This is a genomic window from Tsukamurella pulmonis (assembly GCF_900103175.1).
Lineage (GTDB): Bacteria > Actinomycetota > Actinomycetes > Mycobacteriales > Mycobacteriaceae > Tsukamurella > Tsukamurella pulmonis.
Map to the genome: position 1 here is coordinate 4,643,207 of NZ_FNLF01000002.1, position 22,797 is coordinate 4,666,003.

Consider the following 22,797-nt stretch of genomic DNA (forward strand, 5'->3'; position numbering starts at 1 on the left):
CGCACAGCGTCCTCGTTCTCCGTGATCGGCGATCCCTCGCTGCGATCATCCGTACTGACCTGAAGGACAAGCCATGTCGCACCATTTCGATATCCCCAGCGCCGACGAGGATCCCCGGCTCAACATCACCGACTTCTACCTGTTCGAGGGCGGCCCCGACACCACCGTGATGGCGATGGCCGTCAACCCCGTCGCGGCGGAGAAGTTCGCCACCGCGCCGTTCCGCGACGAGGGCCTGTACGCCTTCCGTTTCGACACCGACGGCGACGACACGGAGAACCTGACGTTCAAGTTCCGCTTCGACGAGACCGTCCACGTCGACCGGGGCAACGGCCACGCGCAGCAGCTCGAGGTCGTCATGGCCACCGGCGACGACGCGACGAAGGGTGCCGACGGCGAGCTCCTCGCCAAGGGCCTGACCGGTGAGACCGTCACCGGCGAGCACGGAGTACGTGCGTACGCGGCCGTCAGCTTCGACGCCTTCGGCGGCGACCACGTGGCGCTCGACGCCTTCCAGGAGGATTTCGCACGCGGCGAGTACCGGCCCGATCGCTTCCAGAACAAGGAGAACGGCTTCGACGGCCGCTCCGTCGCGACGATCGTGCTCGAGGTGCCGAACTCGCTCCTCGGCGGTGCCGGTGCGCGCGTGCACAGCTGGGCCACGGTCTCGCTCTACGGCCACGCGCCCGAGCAGCAGGTCAACCGCTGGGGCCTGCCGCTGTTCACGCACATCTTCCTCCCCGACGCGGAGACGAAGGACGCGTACAACCGGACCGCGCCGTCGGGCGACAACACCGCCGTGCTCGCGGCCGCGCGCACCCGGATCGCGCAGTACGTCACGGCCGCGAAGACCTCCCGCGACCCGGAGGCGTACGCCGACCGGGTGCTGGCGCTCTTCGGGGCCACCACGCTCCCCTACGTCATCGGCTCGTTCGCCTCGTTCGACTTCGCCGGGATCAACGGCCGCAGCCTGTCCGACAACGTGATGGACAACGCCCTGGTCTTCGTCACCAACTCGGCGCTGGGCACGGGCATCGCGCCCAACCCGGCGCGCATGACGTCGCAGTTCCCCTTCTTCGTCGACTTCGCGTAGCGGATCACCGAACCCGGCCGAGGCCGCTCCGACGATGCCGTCGGGGCGGCCTCCGTCGTCCCGCCCCGCCCGTGGGGCGCGCGACATGTGAGACTGCATCGGTGAACAGCGAGCAGCAGCCCGATGAGCCGGACGATCGCATCCCCGACACCACCGTGGAATGGGTGGCCGGCCCGGGCGATGCGCGGCGGGCGACCCTGTCGGTGATCCGGTCGCGCCGGCTGTGGCGGCGCACCCTGCTCCTCGCGGTCGTCGTGGGCCTGGTCGCCGCCACGATCTGCATCGCTACGGGCAGCGGGTGGCTGCTCGGGGCGGCGATCGGCGGCGGATTCTTCGCGCTGGTCGCCGTCGAACTGCCGATCGTCGCGCTCGTCTGCGCGTGGCTGCAGAACCGCCGAGTGCTCCGGCCCGGGGCACGCTGGGCCGCGGGGAGCAACGCCACGCGGATCCGGATCGACAGCCCCGTGAACACGATCGTCCTGGAGCGGGCCAACCTCGAATCCGTGCAGCCGGCCTGGGCGATGGTGCTACTGACGGTGCGCCCCGCGCAACACTTCGCCGTACCCGCCCCGCTGTTCTCGGGACTCCTGACGGACCCCGGGCTGCGGGTCACGGCCGACGATCTCATGCTCTGAGACGCTTGAGGTTTCACCTGAGAGAAGTTCGGCTAACTTTTCAGATCAAAAGCCCTGCAAATGACTACTGACCGCAGCGAGCGAGTCAGCTGCGGTCAGTGCTCCCTCAGGATAACAGCAGAGTTGCGATGATGCATATATCTCATCGCGATCGTCTTTGTCACGGCGTTTTCGCGCCGCGCCCGCACCGCTCCAGCAGCAGCCGCCCGGCCGGGTAGGCCGCGAGCGTCGCCGGCAGCGCGCCCGGCCGCCCCGACTCGAGCACGGCCACCACCGCGCCGAGCTCCGACGGCCCGCCCGGCTCCACACCGAGCCGGCGCAGGGTCTGGCGCGCGACGGGCTCGGGCGAGTCGAAGACGGCCACCTCGCGCCCCGTCCGCTGCCGCAGCGCGGCCACGATCGGCTCCCTGACCAGGCCGTAATGGGTGCAGCCGAGCACCACCGACTCGATGTCGGGCGGCGTCAGCGCCGCCGCGGCGTCGATCGCCGCCGTCACCCGCTGCGGATCGCCGGAGTCGATCGCCTCCGCCAGCCCGTAGCAGGGGATGCGGTGCGCCAGCGCCGGGTCGGCGAAGGCCTCGATCAAAGCGGTCTGATAGTCGCTCACCGTCGCCGCGGCGGTGGCCCAGACGGCGAAGGGGCGCCCCGTCGACCCGGCCGGACGGATGGCGGGCACCACCCCGACCACGGGGATCGCGGGCTCGAACCGTGCGCGCGCCGCCTCCAGGGCGTACATGGAGCCCGTGTTGCAAGCGACGATGATCGCGTCCACCCCGTGGCGCGCCGCGGCGCCGGCCATCGCGACCACGCACTCGGAGATCCGGGCGGGCTCGAGCAGGCCGTAGGGCATGTTGTCGGGGTCGCGGGCCAGCACCAACTCGGTGTCGGGGCGCACGCGGGAGAGGGCGTCGGCGTAGTTGACCATCCCGAAACCGGAGTCGATCACCGCTACACGCATGACCCGAATTTACCGGGCGAGCCGCAACCGGAAGACGGTGGTGGCGCCCTCGCGCCGGTAATCGACGTCGCCGCCCAGCAACCGCGCGTTGTCCCGGGCGATCGCGAGGCCGAGCCCCGCTCCCCCGCCCGCACCGCGCGAGCGCGCCTCCTGCGCCTTGGCGAACCGGCCGAAGACCCGCTCCTCGTCACCGGCGGGCACCCCGGGCCCGTGATCGCGCACCTCGACGACGGCACCGTCGGGGACGGGCGCCACGGTCACCGTCACCGGCGGGGCGCCGTGCCGGATCGCGTTGCCCACGAGGTTGGTCACCACCGCGACCACGCGGCGGCGGTCGGATTCGACGGTGAGCGGCGCACCGTCGAGCGCGACGGCCTCCCAGCCGCGCGCGTCCAGGGCCTCGCGCAGCGCGCCGACCAGCTCGAAGGGCGCGCGCCGGACCTCCGCGGCGCCGGCGTCGAGACGCGTCATCTCGAGCAGGTCGTCGACGAGGCCGGCCAGGGTGTCGACCTCGGAGGCCACCAGCTCGGAGGCGCGCCGCAGGTCGTGCCCGAGCGGGAGGGCGGCGGCCTCCTCGCGCAGCACTTCCGCGGCGGGCACCAGGGCGGCGAGCGGGCTGCGCAGCTCGTGCGAGACGTCGCCGACGAACCGCCGCGAGCGCGCGTCCTGGTTGCGCAGCACGTCGATCGATTCGATCTGCCGGTCGAGCATCGCGTTGAACGTCTCGGTGAGGTCGCGCAGCTCCGTCACCTCGGTCGCGGGCAGGCGGGCCTCGGTGTCGCCGTCGGTGACCCGCGCCGCGACGGCCTGGATGCGGCTCAGCGGCCGGATCACCGTGCGCGCGACGACGAGTGCCACGAGGATGCCGAGGAGGGCGCTGCCCGCCACGGCGACCACCACCAGCAACGTGAGTCGGCTCAACCGCGGCCCCACGTCCTCGAGCGGCTGGACGCCGTAGACCACCATCGTCGAATCGCCGGGGGTCGCACGCTTGGAGACGCTGTGCGCCACCAGGACCCGCCCTCCCGACAATCGCTGGAATCGGTAGAGCGTCGGCATCCCCTGCAGTTCGGCGCGCATCTCCCGCGGAATGTCCTGCGGGCGGATCCCGATGCCCGGCTGGACCGCGTCCCCATCGACCTCCACCAGGTAGTCCGCGCTGAGCGCGGCGAAGGCGCTCACCGGCTCGTCGGACCCGGGCACCCCCATTCCCGGCTCGCGCATCGGGTACCGCTCGAAATTGTCCATGTCGTGCCGGAACGTGGTCAGCACCGCGTCCTGCGCGTCCTGGTACACCCAGTCCCGCACCACCATCGCCACCGAGAGCCCGGTGACCCCCGCCGTCACGCAGGTCACGATCACCACGATCGCGAGGATGCGGTTGCGCAGGCCGGCGATGAGCGCGGGCCGGGGCGCCCGCCCCGTCATGACGTGGGCCGGAACCGGTAGCCGAAGCCGCGCACCGTCTCGATGTGACTGGCCCCCTCGGGCGGATCGATCTTGGGGCGCAGCCGCAGGATCGCGTTGTCGACGAGGCGGGAGTCGCCGAGGAAGTCCTGGTTCCACGCCATCGCGAGCAGCTGCTCGCGGCTGAGCACCTGGCCCGGGTGATCGGCGAAGGCGTACATCAGGCGCTTCTCCGTGGGCGTGAGCGGCAGCGGCGCACCGTCGCGCAGGACCTCGGCGCCGGCCCGGTCGATCACCAGCGGACCGTCGGCGGGCGGCGCCTGCGGCTCCTCCTCCGCGGGGGCGGCCGGGGCCGAGCGGCGCAGGGCCGCCTTGATCCGTGCGTCCAGTACGCGGGGGCTGACCGGCTTGACCACGTAGTCGTCGGCGCCGGCCTCGAGCCCCGCGACGGTGTCGATGTCGTCGGAGCGGGCCGTGAGCATGAGGATCGGAACCGCGCTGGAGCGGCGGATGCGGCGGCACACGGCGAAGCCGTCCTCGCCGGGCAGGCCGACGTCCAGGATCACGGCGTCGACGGCGCCCACGCGCTCCTCGAGATCGTCCGTCGCGGCGGTGAGGTGCTCGACGGCGTGATCGAGCCGCCCGAGCGAGAGCGCCAGCGCATCGACGATCGCGGGATCATCCTCGATGAGCAGCAGTCTGACCACCGGTGAGGCTCCCTTCCACGTCCGACGTCCACGCCCAGGCGGCCTGGCCGACCCGCACGACGGCGGCGGCGAGGACCGCCACCAACCATGCTCCCAGGACATCGCCCGGCCGGTGCCACTGTTGGGCGACGACCAGGACGGAGACGACGAAACCGGCGGATGCCGCCAGCAGGACGGCCAGCGACCGGTAGGGCCGGGCCGCGGAGCCCACGAGGACGACGGCGAGCGCGGCGACCACGGCCACGGTGTTCGAGGGGAAGGAGTTGAGCATCGGGCCGATGCCGAACGAGGGGCGGTCCAGGAGCGCCTTGAGCACGTAGGCGCTGGCGACCGTCCCGAACAGGACGAGCGCCGCCGAGACCGCGACCGTCTTCGACCTGCGGCTCGCGACGACCGCGGCCACCACGACGCCGCCCACGGCGAGCATCGGCAGCTGGTAGCGGCCCAGCGCCCCCTCCACGGGGTTCTCGACACCGAAGGCGGCGGAGATCCACCGCATGAGCTCGTGGTCGACGTTCTGGCCCGTCGACGTGCCGACCACCGCGAGGTACAGGCCGGCCAGCGCGAGAGCGGTGACAACGGCCGTCGTCGCGGCGGTCCAGGGGCGAGTGCTTGCGAACATGACGCCCAGCATTCTGCCCTCTCGTCGCCCGAAGTCCTCCGTTCGACCCCACGTTCGTCACAATCGTGTCGCAATCCACCGGGTCGCCGCCGCCCGAAATTCGGGTTCTGCGAGGGTCCGCGGCGATTTCCTGCCGCGGACCGTCGCTGAACCCGATTCTCGGGCAGAGAGCGGCGGCGCCGCGGAGGGTGAGCTCCGCGACGCCGCGCCGACGGCCGCTAGGCGTGGGTGAGGGTCTCCGCCTCCACGACCGCCGAGTCCGTCACGCGCAGCACCCGGCCGGACGCGATGTCGAAGAACAGGCCGATCACCTCGACCCGGCCCGCGGCCACCGCGGCCCGCGCCAGCGGGTGCTCGGCCACCGCAGCCACCTGCACGGCGACGTTGACCAGCGAGAGCTGGTCCGCGTCGTCGAAGCCGAGGTCGGCGGCGGCGCGGCGCACGGGGTGGCCGGCGCGGAAGGCCTCCGTCGACGGTGCCGCGTGCTCGATCCACCGCTCGATGGTCGGGGACACCGCCGGTGCGGTGAGCGCGACGCCCATCGCCCCGCACGCCGAGTGCCCGCACACGATGATCTGCCGCACCGCGAGCTGGTCGACGGCGTAGGCCAGTGACGCCTCGATCGACGGGTCCGTGCCCGCGGGCGGCACCAGGTTGCCCACGTTGCGGACGGTGAACAGGTCACCCGGGCCGCTACCGGTGATGACGTTCGGCACCACCCGCGAGTCGGCGCAGGTCAGGAACAGGGCCTCGGGCCGCTGCCCACCGCTGAGCAGGTCGAAGTCGTCGCTGAGCAGCGACGCGTGGCGCCGGTGGTAGCGGGCGATGCCGTCGGCCAGACCGCCGCGGGCGTGCGCGCGCCAGGGCAGCAGGCCGCGCTCGGCCGGCCGTTCGGTGGCGCGCCGCGGCGTCACGGTGGCGGCCGCGTCGAGCGCGGCTCCGCCCAGGTCGTCGACGGTGACGGTGCCGCCGGCCGCGCGGTAGCGCCGCGCCCACTCCTGGATCTCCTCCGCGGCGGCGTTGTCGAGGAAGTCGACGGTCAGCTCGATCGCGACGTCCTGCTCGGGCGGCACCGTGGCGAGCACCCGGGTCAGGCGCGGCAGGGAGAAGAAGGACAGTGTCCCGTCGACGGTGACGTGCCAGCGCCCGGCGCCGTCGACCTCGGCCACGATGTGGGCCCGCGCCACGCGCCACAGCACGAGCACCAGCGCGACCACGAGGCCGGCCAGCACGCCCTCGAGCAGGTTCAGGAAGAGCACGCCGCCGATGGTGACGGCGTAGACCAGCAGGTCGCCGGTGCGGCGGGCGGTGCGGACATGGGAGATCTTCACCAGCTGCACACCGATCACGATGAGCAGGCCCGCGAGCGCGGAGGTCGGGATCTTCTCGACGAGGCCGGACAGCGCGACGGAGAAGAGGAGGAGCCACACGCCGTGCAGGACCGCGGACCAGCGGGTGCGCGCCCCGGCCGCGACGTTGGTGGCGCTGCGCACGATGACGCCGGTCACGGGCAGGCCGCCGAGCAGGCCGGAGACCGTGTTGGCGGCGCCCTGGCCGACCAGCTCACGATCGAGCTTCGTCTTCGGTCCGTCGTGCATGCGGTCGGTGGCCACGGCGGAGAGCAGGGACTCGACGCTGGCGATGAGCGCGACGGTGAGCACGCCGAGGGCGACCGCGCCCCAGTTGCCGGTGGGCATCGCGGGCAGCCCGATCGCGTCGATGATGGAGCCGTTCAACCGGATCCGCTCGACGTTCATCCCGGCGACGAGCGAGAGGACCGTCGCGGCGGTCACGGCGACGAGGGCGCCGGGGACGCGCCGCCACTGCGCGGGCAGCTTCGGCCAGATCACCATCACCGCGATCACCACGAGGCCCACCGCGAGGTCGGGCCAGTGCAGCGCGCCGATCCGCGCGGGCAGGTCCGTGAGGTTCTGCAGCACCGAGCTGCGCGAGGAGCCACCGAGCAGCACGTGCGCCTGTTGGATCACGATGGTCACACCGATGCCCGCGAGCATGGCGTGCACGACGACCGGCGAGATCGCCAGCGCCGCACGGGCGATCCTGCTCAGGCCGAGGCCGATCTGCACGAGGCCGGCGGCGACGGTGATCGCGGTGGTGACCTTCCAGCCGAAGGTCGCGATGAGTTCGGCGACCACCACCGTCAGGCCGGCCGCGGGGCCGCTCACCAGCAGTGGCGAGCCGCCCAGGAGGCCGCCGACGATGCCGCCGATCACGCCGGCGATGAGCCCCGCCATGAGCGGGGCGCCCGAGGCCAGCGCGATGCCGAGGGACAGCGGTAGTGCGACGAGGAAGACGACGATCGACGACGGACCGTCGAAACGCGCTATGTCTCTGAGTTTCTCCTGCATGGGCACCACTGTGGCGGCGTGGTGTGGCCGCTCCGCCGCGACGTCGTGAAGGTTCCGTGAAGACGGTCGCGAAACCTCGTCACGGCGCCGGGAGCGTGAAGGCGAAGGTCGCGCCGCGGCCCGGGCCGTCGGACTCGACCCACATGTGCCCGTCGTGCGCGGTCACGATGGCCCGGCTGATCGTCAGGCCCACCCCGCTGCCGCCGTGGTCGCGATCGCGCGCGATGTCGGTGCGGTAGAAGCGCTCGAAGATCCACGGCAGATGCTCGGCGGCGATGCCGTCGCCGTGATCGACCACCGCTATCCGGATCCTCCGGTGCGGGATCCCGTCCGCCTCCAGTTCCACCGTGCCGCCGGGATCGCTGTGCCGCAAGGCGTTCGAGAGCAGGTTCGCCAGCACCTGATCGAGCCGCTGCTGGTCGGCGCGGATGCGCCGCCGCGCCCCCGGGTCGATGCGCACGCGCAGGTCGACGCCCTTGTCCGCGTACGCGCGGCGCGCGGCCGCGGCCGCCGCCTCGAGCGATTCCGGCACGTCCACCGCGCTGGGCCGCAGGTTCAGTGCGCCCTCCTCGGCGTGCGAGACGGCGAGCACGTCGTCGGTGAGACGGGCCAGGCGGGTGGTCTGCGAGCGCAGCATGGTCAGGGTGGCGGCATCGGGATCGACGACGCCGTCGGCGATCGCCTCCAGGTAGCCGTCGAGAACGCTGACGGGCGTGCGGATCTCGTGCGCGAGGTCCGCCAGCAGCCGGCGCCGCGACTGATCGGTGTACTCGAGCTGGACCGCCATCTCGTTGAACGCCTCGACGAGCCCGTCGGCCTCGCGGCCGAGCGCGACGGGTGCCACGCGCACCCCCGGGCGGCCGTCGGCGACCTGACGCGCGGCGCCCTCCAGGCGCGACATGGTGCGGCCCAGCCGGCGGGCGATGAACATGCTGGCCGCCGCGGAGAAGGCCACCGCGCAACCGAATCCGAGGATCACCGCCAGCAGGTTGACCGAGATGGTCATGTGGTGGCCCACCAGCAGCGGCCAGACCACGAAGTCGACGATCGCGGTCACCGCGAGGGTTCCCAGGGAGACGGCCATGAGCATGCCGCCGATCCGGCCGCCCATCCCGACCTCCCGAAGATCGCGCGCGAACCGAGTCCTCACCCCGGCCCCATCCGGTAGCCCACGCCGCGCACGGTGCGCACGTAGCGCGGATCGCCGGCGTCGTCGCCGAGCTTGCGCCGCACCCGGCCGACGTGCACGTCCACCAGCCGCTCGTCGCCGACCCAGCCCGCGCCCCAGATGGCCTCGATGAGCCGGCTGCGGGAGAACGCGACATTGGGGCTGCGAGCAAGGGTGGCGAGCACGTCGAACTCGGTGGCCGTGAGGTCGATGACGCGCTCGCCCACGGTGACCTCGCGGGCCAGCGGGTCGACGGTGAGCTCCCCGAACCGGCGGGGCGCCGCGGCACCGTCGCGCCGGATGCGGGGGCGGCGCAGCATGGCCCGGACCCTGGCCACCACCTCCCGCGGGCTGAACGGCTTGACCAGGTAGTCGTCGGCACCGACGGAGAGGCCGACGATCTTGTCGTACTCGTCGCCGCGCGCGGTGAGCATGATGACGTAGGCGTCACTGAACCGGCGGACGGCGCGGCACACCTCCAGCCCATCGATGCGCGGCAGGCCGATGTCGAGCAGGATCACCGCCGGGTCGAGTTCCCGGGCGAGCGCCAGGCCGCGTTCGCCGTCGGCGGCGGTCGTGACGTCGAAGCCGTCGCGGGCGAGGTACTCCTGCGTCAGCCGGGCGAGGGCGGGCTCGTCCTCGATCACGAGGACCTTGTGAGTGTTCATCCTTCATATAGTAATATGCGCATGTGCTGATTCCAGATCCACCGGTCGAGGCACCGTCGATCCTGGGCATGCTCGGGTGGGCCCCACCCGCGCTCCCCGTGCTCCCGCTCGCGGCCGTGCTGGCCGCCGCGCTGTACCTGACCGGCGTGCGCGCGGTGCGGCGGCGCGGCCGACGATGGCCGGCCGCCCGCGTCGCCAGCTTCCTGCTCGGCTGCCTCGTGCTGGCGGCCGTCACCGGCCTGCGCATCGAGGCCTATTCGTGGCACCTGTTCAGCGCGTTCATGTTCCAGCAGCTCACGCTGTCGATCCTAGTGCCGCCGCTGCTCGTCGGCGGCGCGCCCGGCGTGCTGCTGCTGCGCGCGACGCCGCACCGCGGGCTCGGCAGGGTGGTGCTCGGCGCCGCGCTCGGGCTGCTGCGCAGCCGCGTGCCGCGGATCGTGCTGCACTCGGGCTTCACCATCCCGCTGTTCCTGATGAGCTACTACGGCGTGTACCTCGGCGGGGTGGTGGACGCGATCGGAGACAGTTGGCTCGGGCACACCGCGCTGCAGGTGTTCTTCCTCGGCGCGGGGCTGCTGTTCATCATCCCGATCCTCTCGATCGGCCCGCTGCCCGGCCGCGACTCCTGGCTCATGCGCTTCTTCGACATCTTCATCGAGATGCCGCTGCACGTGTTCATCGGCGTGATCCTCATGATGGCGACCACCCCGATGGTCGGCCTGTTCGCCACTCCCCCGGCCTCATGGGGCGTCGACCCGCTGCGCGATCAGTCCATCGCCGGCGCCCTGGCCTGGTCCTACGGCGAGCCGATCGCGATGATCACCACGTGCCTGTTCGCGCTGCGCTGGCGCCGGTCCGAGCGGCGCGACGCCGAGCGGGCGGGGGCGGACCGTCGAGAAGAGGACGAGCGCGAGGCCTACAACGCCTACCTGCGCGAACTGCGCCACCGGTAACCTGGGCCCATGCGCCGCGCCCGCCTCATCCTGCTCGCAGGCACGGTGCTCTACTCGGCTTGGCTGATCGCACCGCTGCTCGGTTCACGGCTGAGTCCGCTGTACTCCTACGTCAGCGAGGCCGGCGCCGCCGGGCAGCCGAACGCGGCGTTCTTCCGCGCCACCGACCTGCTCGCCGGTACGGCCTTCGTCGTGGCGGCGGCCCTCGCCCTCCGCGCCGCGCGGCCCGTGCCCCGCCTCGCGCTGATCGCCCTCGCCGGCCTCCTGATCCTCGGCGCGGCCACCATGGGCGACGCGCTGCTCCCCCTCTCCTGCACCCCCACCGCCGACGCCGCCTGCGCCGCCCGCGAGAGCTCCGGACTGGTGCCGTGGACGCACGTCGGGCACGCGGTCTCGTCGGGCATCGCCGGCTTCGGCGGCGTCGTCGCCGTGCTCGGGTGGGGGCTGTGGCGCCGCTCCGGCGCGGACGGTCGCACGCCGGGGTTCGACGGTGCGCGGCTCGCCCTCGGCCTGGGCGCGCTGCACCTCCTGGCGACCGCGTGGACGCTGGCCGCGATGCTCGAGCCCGCGCTCTACCTTGGCCTGGCGCAGCGGACCCAGGTCCTCACGCTCACGCTGTGGCTGGCGCTCCTCGCGAGCTCGCCTCGCGCTCAGCGGCACGCAGCACCGACTCCAGCAGGCCGGGATACGCCGCGTTCACCTCGTCGATCAGCAGCAGCTGCCGGGCCGTCGCGCCCAGATCGTCGCGCCGGGTGAGCCCCGCCTCGCGCAGCACCTTGAAGTGGTGGCTGGCGGTCGCCTTGGTCACGCCGTCGTAGAGCTCCGCACAGGCCAAGGGGCGCTGCTCGCGATGCAGGCGGCGCACCATCTCCAGGCGCACCGGATCGGCCAGCGCGCTGAGCACGGCGTGCAGCGGGACGGCGGGGGCGTCGGTCATGATTCTCGTTCCCTGAGATAACGGTTTGATCTTCGTCGAACCGGGTGTACTGTGGCGATCGGTTCGACGATCGTCGAACCACCACCGTACACCCGGAGGTCCGGATGAGCCTGGCGCAGCCGATCACGGCGCCGTCGACCCATGTCCACCCGCAGCGCTGGTCCTTCGCCCTCCTGCTCACGCTGCTCGCGCTGGCCCTCGGAGTCTCCGGGCTGCCGTCACCGCTGTACCCGCTCTACCAGGAGCAATGGCATCTGTCGGCGCTGTCGACCACGGTCGTCTTCGCGGTCTACGCGATCGGAGCGCTCGGTGCGGCGCTGACCGTCGGGCCGATCTCGGACGCCATCGGCCGCAAGCCCGTGCTGCTCGCGGCCGTCGGCACGATCCTCGTCGGCCTGCTGCTGTTCCTCTTCGCGGGCGCCGAATGGCAGCTGATCCTCGCGCGGTTCCTGCACGGCGCGGCCATCGGCTCGATCACCGTGGTCGCCGGGGCGGCCCTGCTCGACGTCCGGCCCACCGACGGTGCGCGCAACGGCATGCTGTCCGGCGTCGCGCTCAACGTGGGCATCGCCGCCACCGCGCTCGGCGCCGCGGCCGTGGCCCAGTACGCGCCGCACCCGCTGCGCACGCCGTTCGTGACGATGGGCGTCGTGGTGCTCGCGATCCTGCTCGGCGTGATCGCGCTGATCGAACCGCACGTCGAGCGCACCGGGGCGCGCGTGCGACTGAGCCGCCCCAGCGTGCCCGGGGAGATCACCGCCGACTTCTGGTTCTCCGGGATCGGCATCGTCACGGCGTGGTCGGTGCTCGGCGTCTTCCTCAGCCTCTACCCCGCGCTGGTGCAGCACGTGACCGGGCACCGCTCGGTGATCTTCACCGGCGGCCTGGTGGCCGTGATGGCCCTGGCGTCGGCGATCTCGCAGTTCATCGGCGGGCGGTACCCGGCCAAGCCGACCGCGATCGTCGGCGACATCGGCCTCGCCGCCTCCCTGGCGCTGGCCGTGATCGCCGTGAACTACGGCCACACCTGGCTCATCGCACTCGACACGATCCTGCTCGGCGCCACCTTCGGCCTCGCCTTCGGCGGCTCGCTGCGCCACCTCGGGTCGGTCGCGCCCGCGCACGCCCGCGGCCAGGTGATGAGCGCGTACTACCTGCTCGGCTACCTCGCGATGGGCGTGCCCACCGTGATCGCCGGCTACCTCGCCACGCAGTACAGCACCGCCACGATCTTCCCGTGGTTCGCCGCCGCCGTCGCCGCCGCCTGCCTGGGTGCCGCCGCGATCGGCCTGCGGGGTCGACGGTCCGCCGTCACCCCGTAGGGCGGGGCGCACCGCGCCCACGGGACCAGCGCCGCGACCGGTGGCGCCACAGACCACCGGCGCGTGCTCCGCGGGGCCGCGCGATCAGTTGCCGGGAGTCTCGACGTCCGGCGCGTCCGACGGCGGCACCGCCGACGGCGAAGGCGCCGCGGGGGTGGTCTCGGCGTCACCCTGCTCCCCCGGCGGCAGCGCGCCGCCGGCGACCCAGGTGGCCCAAGGCACCGACCAGTCGCCGTTCTGCCACTGCTCGAGCGGGGGCCCACCGGTGTTGCGGACCTCCACGACATCGCCCGGCTGCGAGAGGCCGAAGAACCACTGCGCGTTCGCGGGGCTCAGGTTGAGGCAGCCGTGCGATTCGTTGCGCACGCCCTGCGCGCCGATGTTGTCGAGCGCGTGCAGGTAGATCCCGTCGTTACTGATCCGCGTGGCCCAGCCGATGGTCTGCTTGTAGCCCAGCCGCGAGTTGATCGGCAGGCCGTAGGTGGACGAGTCCATGACCACGGGGTTCGCCTTGTCGAGCACGGTGTAGACGCCGCGCTGGGTCCAGAAGTGCAGCGTGGTGCCGTTGACGACCTCGTTGCCGCCCTGCCCCATCGACGTGGGCATCGAGCGCACCATCTGCCCGCCCACGAAGACCTGCACCTGCTTGGTGTTGTCGTCGGCGATGGAGACGTGCGACTCGCCGATCGAGAACGAGATGGCGATGTCCTTCTCGCCCCACAGCCCGGGGCTGACCTCCTTGCCGAAGGCGTTCACCTCGATCGCGACCTTCGTGCCCGACGGGTAGTAGTCCTTGGGCCGCCACGCCACGGTCTTGTCGGTGGTCCACATCCACGCCCCCTCCAGGGCCGGGGTGGTGGTGACCTTGAGCAGCTTCTGGGCCATGGCCCGGTCCTTGATCGGCTCATCGAAGTGCACGACCGCGACCTGCCCGACGCCGTACACGGCACCGTCGGTGAGCGACATCCCGCCCGTGTTCTCGAAGTACGGCGCCGTCTTGTTCGTGTCGTCGACCTTGACCGTGGAGAACACCGCGCGCTTCTCGCGCTGCTGGCCCAGCGTCTCGTACTTCGCGACGAGCGTGTAGTCGCCGTTGTACTCGAGCGGCTGCGACGCCTTCCAGGTCAGCATGTCCGTCGACAGCTTCCCCTCGACGACGGTGCCCTTCGCGTCGGTCAGCACGACCGATCCCAGCACGGCCTTCGCGATCGTCACCGTGACCGGCGTGATCGGGCTGATCGCCTGCGCACCGTCGACCGGCGCGAAAGTGACCTCCGCGGGATCCTTCGGCGGCGTCGACGGACCCGCGCTCGTATCACTACCGGTCAGGTCGCCGATCGTGCAGCCGGCGGCCACCAGCGGCACCGCCGCGGCGGCGCCGACCAGGACCGCGCGCCGGCCGACGCGCTCGTTGAACATGCTCACTCCGTCGTCCCCTCGCTGATTACATGCAAGTCTAACGATGAGTGCCGACATCCCCGTCCGCGTAACGCTCCCGATGCATCGCCGAGGACAGCGGGCGGCGCTCGCGCCACCCGAATCGTTCCAGGTCAGGGACCGTCTGCAGGGCCGTCACCGGCCCCACGCACAGCCACGCCACGATGTGGACGTGCTCGGGCACACCGACCAGATCGCGCAGGAAGGGCTCCTGATAGAAGGACACCCAGCCGACCCCGACGCCCTCGGCCGTCGCCGCCAGCCACAGGTTCTGGATGGCGAGCGCCACCGACAGGTGGCCGGTCTCGTCGATCGTGTGCCGGCCCAGGATGTGGGTGCCCCCGCGGGTCGGGTCGTAGGTCACCACGACGCCCGTCCGGGAGGACTCGATGCCCTCGATGACGATGGGGTTGAAGGTGTCCTTGCGATCCTCGGGCAGCGACCGCGCGAAGTCCTCGCGGCACTCGCCGACGTGCCCGGCGAAGCGCGCCAGCGTCTCCGGGTCCTGGACCACGACGAAGTCCCAGGGCTGGGTGTTGCCGACGCTCGGCGCCCGGTGCGCGGCGTCGAGGATGCGCAGCAACCGCTCCTCGTCGATGCGCTCGCCGGAGAACTCGTTGCGCACGTCGCGGCGGCGCAGGATCGCCTCGAACACGTCCATCAGGCGGCGCCCGGCTCCGCGCTGTCGGCCAGCGCGCCCAGCGCGTCGCCGGTGAGCCGCTGCGTGGTCCACTCGTCCATCGGGACGGCGCCGATCGCGCGGTAGAAGCCGATGGCGGGCGCGTTCCAGTCGAGGACGGTCCATTCCAGGCGCGCGTAGCCGTTCTCCCGGCACTCCTGCGCCAACGCGGCGAGCAGCTTCTTGCCGTGGCCGCCCCCGCGGGCGCCGGGCCGGACGTAGAGGTCCTCGAGCCAGATGCCGTGCGTGCCGGTCCAGGTGGAGAAAGTGCGGAAGTAGACGGCCATCCCGACGACGCTCTCGCCGTCGGGCCCCGGCTCGGCCGCGATGCGCGCGAAGACCGCGGGCGCGGGACCGAAGAGCGCGGCGTGCAGCTGTTCGGCGGTCGCGACGGCGGAATCCGGCTCCTTCTCGTACGCGGCCAGCTCGGCGATCATGGTCAGGATCTCGGGCACGTCGGCCGGGGTGGCGGGGCGGATCACTGGGCGCCGCCCGCCGCCGTGCCGCCGGTGGCACCACCCGCCGCGCCGCCGGCGCCGCCCTGGGGGCCACCGGCCGCCGCGGCCTGCGCCGCGATGGCGGGCATCAGGCACTCGCGGACCACACGGCCCGCGGTGTACGGATCGTCGAAGCTGATCAGTCCGTCAGGCGCCAGCAGCACCGAGTGCCCGACGCGCGCGAAGATCTCGGCGATCGGCTTCGGATCGAACTCCGGCAGCTGCCCACCGGCCTGGAAGCCCGCGATGATGTTCGCGGCGAACTCGCGGCCGATCTCGATGACCATGCCGCCGCCCTGCGCGATCATCGGCAGGCCCACGACGACGTTGCCGTCGCCGATGCCGCGGATCAGGGGCCGGCGGTGCGCCTCGCGCAGGAAGGCCACGAAGCCCTCGGTGAGCGCCTCCTCGACGGTGCTCAAGCCCTGGACCTGCTGTTCCACCGTCTTGAGGAGCTGCTCGGCCTCGTAGCGGATGGCCTGCTGGACGAGGTTGTCCTTGCGGTTGAAGCGACGGTAGACGGTGGCCACACCGATGCCCGCGAGGTTCGCGACGTTCTCCATCGTGGTGCGGGAAATGCCGACGCTACCGATGCTCGACACCGCTGCGGAGAGGATGCTCTGCGCGGTCTGATCGTTTCTGCCGGGACTCACAACGTCCGATTCTATGCGTAGTGGGACGATGGAGGCATGCATGAAGGTCCGAGCAAGCCCAACCCGTGGCAGCTGGTGCTGTACTCCTACGGGAGGAAGGTGCTGCCGCCGTCCATGCACGAGTGGGTGGCGAACGATCTCGCGGGGCCGCGCGCGGCGTGGCGCACCGTGGTCCGGTTCGCGATCCCGTGCTTCATCATCCTGGTGCCGTTCTGGTTCTTCCCGACCTCGGTGCTGAACAAGGCCACGATGACGCTGCCGATCTTCATCCCGTTCGTGTACTTCGCGATCGCGCTGAACAAGATCTACCGGCGCGCCCGCCTCCGGCATCACGGTCTCGATCCCGACCTCGTGGACGTGATCGCGCGCGAGCGCGAGGCCGACCTGCACGCGGACTACCTCGCCAAGTACGGCCCGCGGGACGAGCGCCCCGGTCACACCTGAGCCGCCGCCCGCACTGATATGTGATCCGCGTCCTACTATCAGTGCCATGGCGCTCACCGAAGTCCTCCAGAAGCTGGCCCTGAAGATCCCCACGCCGCTGGTCGCGGGCGGGGCGAAGCTGCTCTTCGGGCTCCCCGTCCCGGTCAAGCAGCGGCTCGGCAGCCCGCGGACCGTCGAGGGCAACGAGCTCGACGTCGACTCGCAACTCACCCTGCTGCTGCTCGGCCTGCAGGGGGTCGACGGCCTGTCCGGCACCCGCGACGTGGCCGTCTCGCGCGCGTCCATGCTCAAGCTGAGCCAGGCGGTCGGCGCGGGCACGGCCCCGTCGGTCGGCGTGCGCGGCCTCATGGTCGACGGTGCCACCGGCCCCCTGCCGGCGCGCCTCTACACGCCCGCGGGGCTCGAGGCGGGCTCCCCGCTGGTGGTCTTCTTCCATGGGGGCGGCTTCGTCCTCGGCGACCTCGACTCGCACGACGCGCCGTGCCGCTACATCGCGGACCGGGCCCGGGTGCGGGTGCTGTCGGTGGACTACCGGCTCGCCCCGGAGGCGATCTTCCCCGCCGCCGCCGACGACGCCGTGGCCGCGACGACGTGGGCGCTGCAGCACGCCGACCAGCTCGGCGCCGACCCCGCGCGGGTGGCCGTCTCCGGCGACAGCGCAGGCGGCAACCTGGCGGCCGTCGCCGCCCGCGAGCTGGCGCTGGCCGGCGGTGCGCAGCCCGCGTTCTCCCTGCTGTTCTACCCCGTGACCGGCGCCGATCCCGCGAACCGCAGTCGCGACACCTTCGCCAGCGGGTACTTCCTCACCAAGGCCGACATCGACTACTTCCGGCAGCTCTACACCCCCGAACCCGGCCAGGACACCGATCCCAAGTTCGACGTGCTGCACGCCGACGGCCTCGCCGGGATCGGCCGCACGCACGTCGTGGTGGCCGGTTTCGACCCCCTGCGCGACGAGGGCGCGGCGTACGCGCAGCGCCTGCGCGACGCCGGCGTCGACGCCACGACGCAGCTCGCCCCGGGCGCACTGCACGGCTTCCTCAACACCGTCGGGGTCAGTGCGGACGCGCGGGTCGACGTCGACGCCGCGCTCGACGTGCTGCGGGACGTGCTCGCACACCGTTAGCGACAACAACTGTTGGCAATCGCGGAAGCGTGCGGGAACACGCATGTCACGAAAGGTGGCACCTGTACGCGTATACCCCGTATCGTGGGTTCTGCGGCCGCCATATGACGTCTCCCCCCACGTCGGCGGCTGCGTGATTGAGCCTTGATACCGGCTCCCCCTCCTCCCCCCATTCCGGGAGCCGGTATCAAGGCCTTTCACGTTTTCGGGCCCGGCCCCCGCGCGTGGATACTGGAGGGGTGACGGATCTCGACCAGGCCCCGACTCCGGCCGCCCCCGCGCAGCCGGAGCAGGCGCAACGCACCTTCCTCGACGTCGGAGGGATGACGTGCGCCGCCTGCGTCGGGCGGGTCGAGCGCAAGCTCAACAAGCTCGACGGGGTGCGCGCCGTGGTCAACCTGGCCACGCGGACCGCCACCGTCGAGCACGCGCCGACGGTCACCGTCGAGCAGCTGACCGGCACCGTCGAGGCCGCCGGGTACACGGCTGCGCGGAAGTCCCCGAACCCGCGCCGCGCGGTCCTCGCCGAGGAGCGCGAGCGGCGCGACGTGCTGCGCCGGCTGATCGTCTCGCTGGTGCTGTTCGTGCCGGCCGCGGACCTGTCGGTCGTGCTCGCGACCATCCCGTCCACCCGCTTCCCCGGCTGGCAGTGGGTGCTCCTCGCGCTCAGCCTGCCCGTGGTGACCTGGGGCGCATGGCCGCTGCACAAGAAGGCCTTCCAGGGCGCGCGGCACGGCGCCGCGACGATGGACACGCTGGTCTCGGTGGGCATCATCGCCGCCACCGCGTGGTCGGTGGTCACGGTGCTCACGCCCGGCCGCCAGCGGCCCGATCCGCACGGTTTCTGGAACGCGATCATCACGGCGGACCCGATCTACCTCGAAGTCGCGATGGGCGTCACCGTCTTCGTGCTGGCGGGTCGCTACTTCGAGGCGTCCGCCCGCGCCAAGGCGGCCTCCGCGCTGCGGGAGCTCGCGACGCGCGGCGCCCGCGAGGTGTCGGTGCTCGTCCGCGACGGCTCCGAGCTGCGCATCCCTGTCGGGGAGCTGCGCGAGGAACAGCTGTTCGTGGTGCGTCCGGGCGAGACGATCGCGACGGACGGCATCGTCGAATCCGGCTCGGCGTTCGTCGACAACTCCGCGATGACCGGCGAGTCCCGCCCCGTCCCCGCGGGCCCGGGCGACCGCGTCGTCGGCGGCACCGTCTGCCAGGACGGCCGGCTGACGGTGCGCGCCACCGCCGTCGGCGAGGACACCACGTTCGCCGCGATGCTCCGCCTGGTGGAGGACGCCCAGGCGACGAAGGCCCGGATGCAGCGCCTCGCCGACCGCGTCTCCGCCGTCTTCGTGCCCTGCGTCTTCGCGATCGCGGCGCTGACGTTCGTCGGCTGGCTGTTCGCCAGCGGGATCGACAGCGCGGTCAAGGCCGCGATCGCCGTCCTCGTCATCGCGTGCCCGTGCGCACTGGGCCTGGCGACGCCCGTCGCCTTCATGGTCGCGTCGGGCCGCGGCGCGCAGCTCGGCGTGTACGTGCGCGGCCATCGGGCGCTCGAGGCCACCGAGACCATCGACACCGTCGTCTTCGACAAGACCGGCACCGTGACCACGGGGCTGCTCGAGGTCGCGTCCGTGACCGTCGCGCCCGGGTTCGACGAGGCCGCCGTGCTGCGGCTGGCCGGGGCCGTCGAAGCGGCGTCCGAGCACGCCGTGGCGCTGGCCGTCGTGGCGCGCGCCGGCGCGGACCTGCCCGCGGTCGAGGACTTCCGGGCCGTGCCCGGCATGGGCGCCTCGGGCACCGTCGACGGCACGCCCGTGCGCGTCGGCGCGCCGCGGTTCGTCGCGCCCGGGGTGCTGTCCGGCGCCGTCGACGCGGCCGCGGAGGCCGGGCGCACCGTCGCCGTCGTCGAGGTCGACGGTGCCGTCGCCGCCGTCCTCGAGGTGGCCGACACGATCAAGGCCGACGCGGCGGCCGCCGTCGCGCGACTGCACGAGGCGGGCATCCGGACGGTGCTGCTCACCGGCGACAACGCCGCCGCGGCCGCGAAGGTCGCCGCGCTCGTCGGCATCGACGACGTGCGCGCCGACGTGCTGCCGGACGGCAAGGTCGAGGCGATCCGCGCGCTGCAGGCCGAGGGCCGGCGGGTCGCGATGGTGGGCGACGGCGTGAACGACGGCCCCGCCCTCGCCGCGGCCGACCTGGGCCTGGCGATGGGCACCGGGACCGACGTGGCGCAGGGCGCCGCCGACATCGTGCTCATGCGCGAGGAGCTCTCCGCTGTTCCCGATGCGCTCGGCCTCGCCCGCGCGACACTCAAGACCATCAAGACGAACCTGATCTGGGCGTTCGGCTACAACGTCGCCGCGATCCCCGTCGCCGTCGCCGGGCTGCTCAATCCGCTCATCGGCGCGGCCGCCATGGCCTTCAGTTCCTTCTTCGTCGTGTGGAACAGCCTGCGCCTGCGGACGTTCGGCACCCGGTAGCGGTCCGCGCGGGCCGGCTCCGATCTTCGGTGCGTGTCGGAGGTGGACTTCCGGCGTGTCGTCGCGGGAACGCACCCAGGCTCCGGGCGGCCCGGGGATCTCAGAGGGACTGCAGGATCGGCAGACCCACGAGCCCGGCCGTGAGCGCAGCCTGCAGTGCCGCCAGGCAGATCAACGGCCAGCGCCTGCGCACACGGCCGGCGGCGAACAGGGGCACCAGCAGGAGCACCGTCAATACGGCGACGGGGAGCTCGGCGTACTTCTGATACAACTGCGCGCCGAAGACGAGCACCGCGGCGAGCGCCGGCAACGCCGTCGCGAGGACCACCCCGGCGCGGGCCGGCACCGTCCGCACGAGCACTGTCGCGGCGAAGCCTCCGACGAACGCGAGCACGATGAGGACCGGCGACCGGCCGGCGACGTCCGGGAGTGATCCCACCGCGGACCAGACCAGTCCACCGCGGCGTGCATCGTCGGGCGCGAGCGTCGCCGCGCTGGCGAACACGACGGCGGGCAGCGCCGCGACGACGCCGACCACGGAGGCCTCACGCGCCCACGAGCGCACCTCCGTGAGGGGCGAGACCGCCAGTACGACCGGCACCAGGAACACCGCCGCGACGGCGGCGACGAACGACAGCGACGTCGGGCTGCGGTGCATCGCGTTCATCGCGCGGCCCGCGGGTGGTGCGATCCCCCCCCAGAGCACGGTGAGCCCGGCCAGTGTTCCCAAACCCGGCGCGCAGATCCGCGTCAGCGCTGCGATGTCCGGACGGCGCGGACCTCCGCCCGCGACGGCGTAGGCGGCACACGCGGGAAGAAGCAGCCACACGGAGTTCTGCCGCGTGGCGATGGCCGCGGCGATGAGGACACCCACCGCGAGCTGCGCCCGCGCACCGTCGAACCGGAGACTCACCGCGAGCGCGGCGAAGGCGAACAACATGGCGGCGTCGTCGGTGAGCATCCACAACGCAGACTGCCAGAAGTACGCGGAGAGCAGGAGCGGCGCGACGGCGAGCGCCCGCCCGGTCCACGTCGGCGCAGCCTGCGCGAAGGCCACGGCGAGGACGGCGAGCGCGACCGCGAAGATCGCGCCGACCGCCTGCGTTGCGGCAGCGCCGAAGCCGAACGGACCGGACAGTGCCGCGACGACCAGGTGGTAGAGCGGGCCCGTCGCCGTGGGCAGGCCGACGAAGTCGATGTGCGGGAAGCTCTCCCGGATCAGCATCACGGTGGGTAGGTGGAAGTCGCGCTGATCGTCCCCACCGGCGGTGGCGATCACACCGGAGACGGCCACCGCGGTACTCGCCGCCGCCACGGCGACGCCGCCGGCGACGGGTGCGCGCCACCGGCGCGACGGTCGGGGCGGGGGTGCGGGCTCAGCGGCGGTCACGGGGACAGATGCTATCGCGGCGCTTGCGATCCCACACACGACCGGTGCGCCGGCCGCATCGGATCTGCGGGTACACTTTTGCAATGCCACAACGCCTGACCGCTGTCGACGCGGCCCGCGGCCTCGCAGTGTTCAGCATGATCACCGGCCACTTCGCCGAGGGCAGCGTCCTGTCGTGGCCCACCCACAAGATCCCCTACTTCGACGGGGCGTCCGCCTTCGTCCTGTTGTCGGGCCTGATCCTCGGCGTCGTGCACCGGCGGTGGGTGGATCGCGACGGCGGCTTCTCGACCTCCCGTGAGCGCCTCGTCCGCAGGATCGCGGTCATCTACCTCTGCCAGGTCTTCCTCTGCGCCGTGGCCGCGGTCATCTCCTTCGCCCTCCCGCCGGCCCGGCAGCTGGGACTCGCGCCGATCACCGAGACGTCCCACCCGCTGCTGCAGGTGATCGCGATGCGCTACCTGCCCGCGGGCGGCGAGATCCTGGTGCTCTACTTCGTCCTGATGTGCGGCGCACTGCTCCTCATCCCGCTGCTGCACAAGGGGTGGTGGGCACCGATCGTCGCGGCCTCCGCGGCGCTCTACGTCTGGGCGATCCTCGCGCCGCCCGCGTGGTTCCTGCTGCCGAACGCGAGCCCGGCGGGCGCCACCGCCAACTGGGCGGCGTGGCAGGCGCTGTTCGTCCCCGCACTGGTCGTCGGGTGGAAGTGGCAGGACTGGAACATCGACGCGCGGCTGCGGCGCCCCCGGGTGCTCCTGACACTCGTACTGGGCACGGCCGCCGTCTACGTCGCCGGGCGCGCCGTGGCCCGCATGGCCTCCGCCGACGAGTTCCTCGGCGCGAAGATCGACTTCGGTCCCGCGCGCATCGTGGCCGCCTGGGTCGTGCTGCCGGCGGTGCTCGCCGTCATCACCCTCCTCCTGCAGTACGGATGGTTCGAGCGCGCCGCTCATCCGTTCGTCATCGTCGGAACCCGCTCGCTGGACTCCTACGTCCTGCAGTCGGTGGCCCTCATGACGATCCCCGTCGTCGTGCTGCAGCCGTGGGGGACGGCGCGGGCCACGGTCATCACACTCGCCGTGTTCGCGGCGTGCTGGGCGTGGGCGGAGTTCCGGAAGTGGGCCGGATGGTCCAAGCTGCACCGGCCGCCGGCTCGCTTCCGGCCGCGGCCGCCGAGCGCGCCGGTCCCGGCCACCGCCGCGGGCGAGTAGCAGCGGCCGCACGCGCGGCACCGCACCGTCGAACCGATGGA

General features: G+C 72.3%; 21 protein-coding genes and 1 pseudogene. 9 read left to right on the forward strand and 13 right to left on the reverse strand.

Annotation, left to right across the window (positions count from 1 at the left end; genetic code table 11):
• Nucleotides 1-73 precede the first annotated feature (73 nt).
• Nucleotides 74-1,093, forward strand: a complete 1,020-nt coding sequence (locus BLQ62_RS22750; protein ID WP_068563830.1) for a DUF4331 family protein — start codon at nucleotides 74-76, stop codon at nucleotides 1,091-1,093.
• A gap of 101 nt (nucleotides 1,094-1,194) precedes the next feature.
• Complete coding sequence (locus BLQ62_RS22755; RefSeq protein ID WP_068531974.1) at nucleotides 1,195-1,728, forward strand: hypothetical protein; 534 nt, start codon at nucleotides 1,195-1,197, stop codon at nucleotides 1,726-1,728.
• A 160-nt stretch (nucleotides 1,729-1,888) separates the two neighbouring features.
• Here the strand turns inward: BLQ62_RS22755 and BLQ62_RS22760 are convergent, their stop codons facing one another.
• The 7 genes from BLQ62_RS22760 to BLQ62_RS22790 form a co-directional block, all read right to left on the reverse strand.
• Nucleotides 1,889-2,686, reverse strand: a complete 798-nt coding sequence (locus BLQ62_RS22760) for a glutamate racemase (protein ID WP_068531972.1) — start codon at nucleotides 2,684-2,686, stop codon at nucleotides 1,889-1,891.
• 9 nt (nucleotides 2,687-2,695) lie between these two features.
• The gene (locus BLQ62_RS22765; protein WP_068563828.1) at nucleotides 2,696-4,114 is read right to left on the reverse strand and encodes a sensor histidine kinase; all 1,419 of its coding nucleotides are present in this window, start codon (nucleotides 4,112-4,114) and stop codon (nucleotides 2,696-2,698) included.
• Nucleotides 4,111-4,800 (reverse strand): response regulator transcription factor, encoded by a 690-nt coding sequence (locus BLQ62_RS22770; protein ID WP_068563825.1) that lies wholly within the window; start codon nucleotides 4,798-4,800, stop codon nucleotides 4,111-4,113. The genes BLQ62_RS22765 and BLQ62_RS22770 overlap by 4 nt, the downstream gene beginning before the upstream one ends.
• On the reverse strand, nucleotides 4,772-5,422 hold the full coding sequence (locus tag BLQ62_RS22775) for a phosphatase PAP2 family protein (RefSeq protein ID WP_139061776.1): 651 nt from the start codon (nucleotides 5,420-5,422) through the stop codon (nucleotides 4,772-4,774). Before BLQ62_RS22775 ends, BLQ62_RS22770 begins: the two co-directional genes overlap by 29 nt.
• 218 nt (nucleotides 5,423-5,640) lie before the next feature.
• Nucleotides 5,641-7,791 (reverse strand): solute carrier family 23 protein, encoded by a 2,151-nt coding sequence (locus tag BLQ62_RS22780; RefSeq protein ID WP_068532110.1) that lies wholly within the window; start codon nucleotides 7,789-7,791, stop codon nucleotides 5,641-5,643.
• A 79-nt stretch (nucleotides 7,792-7,870) separates the two neighbouring features.
• Nucleotides 7,871-8,941, reverse strand: coding sequence for a sensor histidine kinase (locus tag BLQ62_RS22785; protein WP_139061775.1), 1,071 nt, complete (start codon nucleotides 8,939-8,941; stop codon nucleotides 7,871-7,873).
• A complete protein-coding gene (locus BLQ62_RS22790; protein WP_068531961.1) occupies nucleotides 8,938-9,627 on the reverse strand; it encodes a response regulator transcription factor in 690 nt (229 codons plus the stop codon). Before BLQ62_RS22790 ends, BLQ62_RS22785 begins: the two co-directional genes overlap by 4 nt.
• Nucleotides 9,628-9,695: 68 nt before the next feature.
• Here BLQ62_RS22790 and BLQ62_RS22795 point away from each other — a divergent pair, with 68 nt between their 5' ends.
• Both BLQ62_RS22795 and BLQ62_RS24295 read left to right on the forward strand, forming a co-directional pair.
• Entirely contained in the window at nucleotides 9,696-10,580 is an 885-nt protein-coding gene (locus tag BLQ62_RS22795; protein WP_082756159.1) for a cytochrome c oxidase assembly protein, read from the forward strand.
• 9 nt (nucleotides 10,581-10,589) lie between these two features.
• Nucleotides 10,590-11,159 (forward strand): annotated as a pseudogene (locus BLQ62_RS24295) (DUF998 domain-containing protein); the annotation flags it as partial.
• 31 nt (nucleotides 11,160-11,190) lie between these two features.
• Here the strand turns inward: BLQ62_RS24295 and BLQ62_RS22805 are convergent.
• Complete coding sequence (locus tag BLQ62_RS22805; RefSeq protein ID WP_082756158.1) at nucleotides 11,191-11,517, reverse strand: ArsR/SmtB family transcription factor; 327 nt, start codon at nucleotides 11,515-11,517, stop codon at nucleotides 11,191-11,193.
• A 104-nt stretch (nucleotides 11,518-11,621) separates the two neighbouring features.
• Between BLQ62_RS22805 and BLQ62_RS22810 the strand changes: the two genes are divergently transcribed.
• A complete protein-coding gene (locus BLQ62_RS22810) occupies nucleotides 11,622-12,839 on the forward strand; it encodes an MFS transporter (RefSeq protein WP_068563819.1) in 1,218 nt (405 codons plus the stop codon).
• Between the two features lie 84 nt (nucleotides 12,840-12,923).
• Here BLQ62_RS22810 and BLQ62_RS22815 read toward each other — a convergent pair whose 3' ends face one another.
• From BLQ62_RS22815 to BLQ62_RS22830, 4 genes are read right to left on the reverse strand one after another with little or no spacing between them, the layout of a single operon-like run.
• The gene (locus BLQ62_RS22815) at nucleotides 12,924-14,258 is read right to left on the reverse strand and encodes a L,D-transpeptidase (protein WP_082756258.1); all 1,335 of its coding nucleotides are present in this window, start codon (nucleotides 14,256-14,258) and stop codon (nucleotides 12,924-12,926) included.
• A 37-nt stretch (nucleotides 14,259-14,295) separates the two neighbouring features.
• Complete coding sequence (gene bluB, locus BLQ62_RS22820; RefSeq protein WP_068531955.1) at nucleotides 14,296-14,937, reverse strand: 5,6-dimethylbenzimidazole synthase; 642 nt, start codon at nucleotides 14,935-14,937, stop codon at nucleotides 14,296-14,298.
• Nucleotides 14,937-15,437: a GNAT family N-acetyltransferase gene (locus tag BLQ62_RS22825; RefSeq protein ID WP_068531953.1), complete on the reverse strand. Its 501-nt coding sequence runs from the start codon at nucleotides 15,435-15,437 to the stop codon at nucleotides 14,937-14,939. Before BLQ62_RS22825 ends, bluB begins: the two co-directional genes overlap by 1 nt.
• Nucleotides 15,434-16,105: a TetR/AcrR family transcriptional regulator gene (locus tag BLQ62_RS22830; protein ID WP_160126292.1), complete on the reverse strand. Its 672-nt coding sequence runs from the start codon at nucleotides 16,103-16,105 to the stop codon at nucleotides 15,434-15,436. The genes BLQ62_RS22825 and BLQ62_RS22830 overlap by 4 nt, the downstream gene beginning before the upstream one ends.
• Nucleotides 16,106-16,141: 36 nt before the next feature.
• On the opposite strand from BLQ62_RS22830, the gene BLQ62_RS22835 reads away from it, so the two are divergent.
• From BLQ62_RS22835 to BLQ62_RS22845, 3 genes are all read left to right on the forward strand, one after another.
• Entirely contained in the window at nucleotides 16,142-16,549 is a 408-nt protein-coding gene (locus tag BLQ62_RS22835; RefSeq protein ID WP_068531950.1) for a DUF5313 domain-containing protein, read from the forward strand.
• A gap of 46 nt (nucleotides 16,550-16,595) precedes the next feature.
• Nucleotides 16,596-17,675, forward strand: a complete 1,080-nt coding sequence (locus BLQ62_RS22840) for an alpha/beta hydrolase (RefSeq protein WP_068563815.1) — start codon at nucleotides 16,596-16,598, stop codon at nucleotides 17,673-17,675.
• Between the two features lie 239 nt (nucleotides 17,676-17,914).
• The gene (locus tag BLQ62_RS22845) at nucleotides 17,915-20,155 is read left to right on the forward strand and encodes a heavy metal translocating P-type ATPase (protein ID WP_068563813.1); all 2,241 of its coding nucleotides are present in this window, start codon (nucleotides 17,915-17,917) and stop codon (nucleotides 20,153-20,155) included.
• A 100-nt stretch (nucleotides 20,156-20,255) separates the two neighbouring features.
• On the opposite strand, the gene BLQ62_RS22850 is transcribed toward BLQ62_RS22845, so the two are convergent.
• Nucleotides 20,256-21,545 carry a hypothetical protein gene (locus BLQ62_RS22850; protein ID WP_068563811.1) on the reverse strand — a complete coding sequence of 430 codons (1,290 nt, stop codon included), beginning with the start codon at nucleotides 21,543-21,545 and terminating at the stop codon, nucleotides 20,256-20,258.
• Between the two features lie 83 nt (nucleotides 21,546-21,628).
• Between BLQ62_RS22850 and opgC the strand changes: the two genes are divergently transcribed.
• Nucleotides 21,629-22,756 (forward strand): OpgC domain-containing protein, encoded by a 1,128-nt coding sequence (gene opgC, locus BLQ62_RS22855; protein ID WP_068531946.1) that lies wholly within the window; start codon nucleotides 21,629-21,631, stop codon nucleotides 22,754-22,756.
• The last annotated feature ends 41 nt before the right edge of the window (nucleotides 22,757-22,797 follow it).

Excerpts from the sequence above, each read along its gene's own strand:
- BLQ62_RS22795 (WP_082756159.1), top strand. The coding sequence starts at position 9,696 with ATGCTCGGGTGGGCCCCACCCGCGCTCCCCGTGCTCCCGCTCGCGGCC.
- BLQ62_RS22765 (WP_068563828.1), bottom strand. The coding sequence starts at position 4,114 with ATGACGGGGCGGGCGCCCCGGCCCGCGCTCATCGCCGGCCTGCGCAAC.
- BLQ62_RS22775 (WP_139061776.1), bottom strand. The coding sequence starts at position 5,422 with ATGTTCGCAAGCACTCGCCCCTGGACCGCCGCGACGACGGCCGTTGTC.
- BLQ62_RS22790 (WP_068531961.1), bottom strand. The coding sequence starts at position 9,627 with ATGAACACTCACAAGGTCCTCGTGATCGAGGACGAGCCCGCCCTCGCC.
- BLQ62_RS22840 (WP_068563815.1), top strand. The coding sequence starts at position 16,596 with ATGGCGCTCACCGAAGTCCTCCAGAAGCTGGCCCTGAAGATCCCCACG.
- BLQ62_RS22835 (WP_068531950.1), top strand. The coding sequence starts at position 16,142 with ATGCATGAAGGTCCGAGCAAGCCCAACCCGTGGCAGCTGGTGCTGTAC.
- bluB (WP_068531955.1), bottom strand. The coding sequence starts at position 14,937 with ATGGACGTGTTCGAGGCGATCCTGCGCCGCCGCGACGTGCGCAACGAG.
- BLQ62_RS22810 (WP_068563819.1), top strand. The coding sequence starts at position 11,622 with ATGAGCCTGGCGCAGCCGATCACGGCGCCGTCGACCCATGTCCACCCG.
- BLQ62_RS22760 (WP_068531972.1), bottom strand. The coding sequence starts at position 2,686 with ATGCGTGTAGCGGTGATCGACTCCGGTTTCGGGATGGTCAACTACGCC.
- BLQ62_RS22815 (WP_082756258.1), bottom strand. The coding sequence starts at position 14,258 with ATGTTCAACGAGCGCGTCGGCCGGCGCGCGGTCCTGGTCGGCGCCGCC.
- BLQ62_RS22780 (WP_068532110.1), bottom strand. The coding sequence starts at position 7,791 with ATGCAGGAGAAACTCAGAGACATAGCGCGTTTCGACGGTCCGTCGTCG.
- BLQ62_RS22750 (WP_068563830.1), top strand. The coding sequence starts at position 74 with ATGTCGCACCATTTCGATATCCCCAGCGCCGACGAGGATCCCCGGCTC.
- BLQ62_RS22805 (WP_082756158.1), bottom strand. The coding sequence starts at position 11,517 with ATGACCGACGCCCCCGCCGTCCCGCTGCACGCCGTGCTCAGCGCGCTG.
- opgC (WP_068531946.1), top strand. The coding sequence starts at position 21,629 with ATGCCACAACGCCTGACCGCTGTCGACGCGGCCCGCGGCCTCGCAGTG.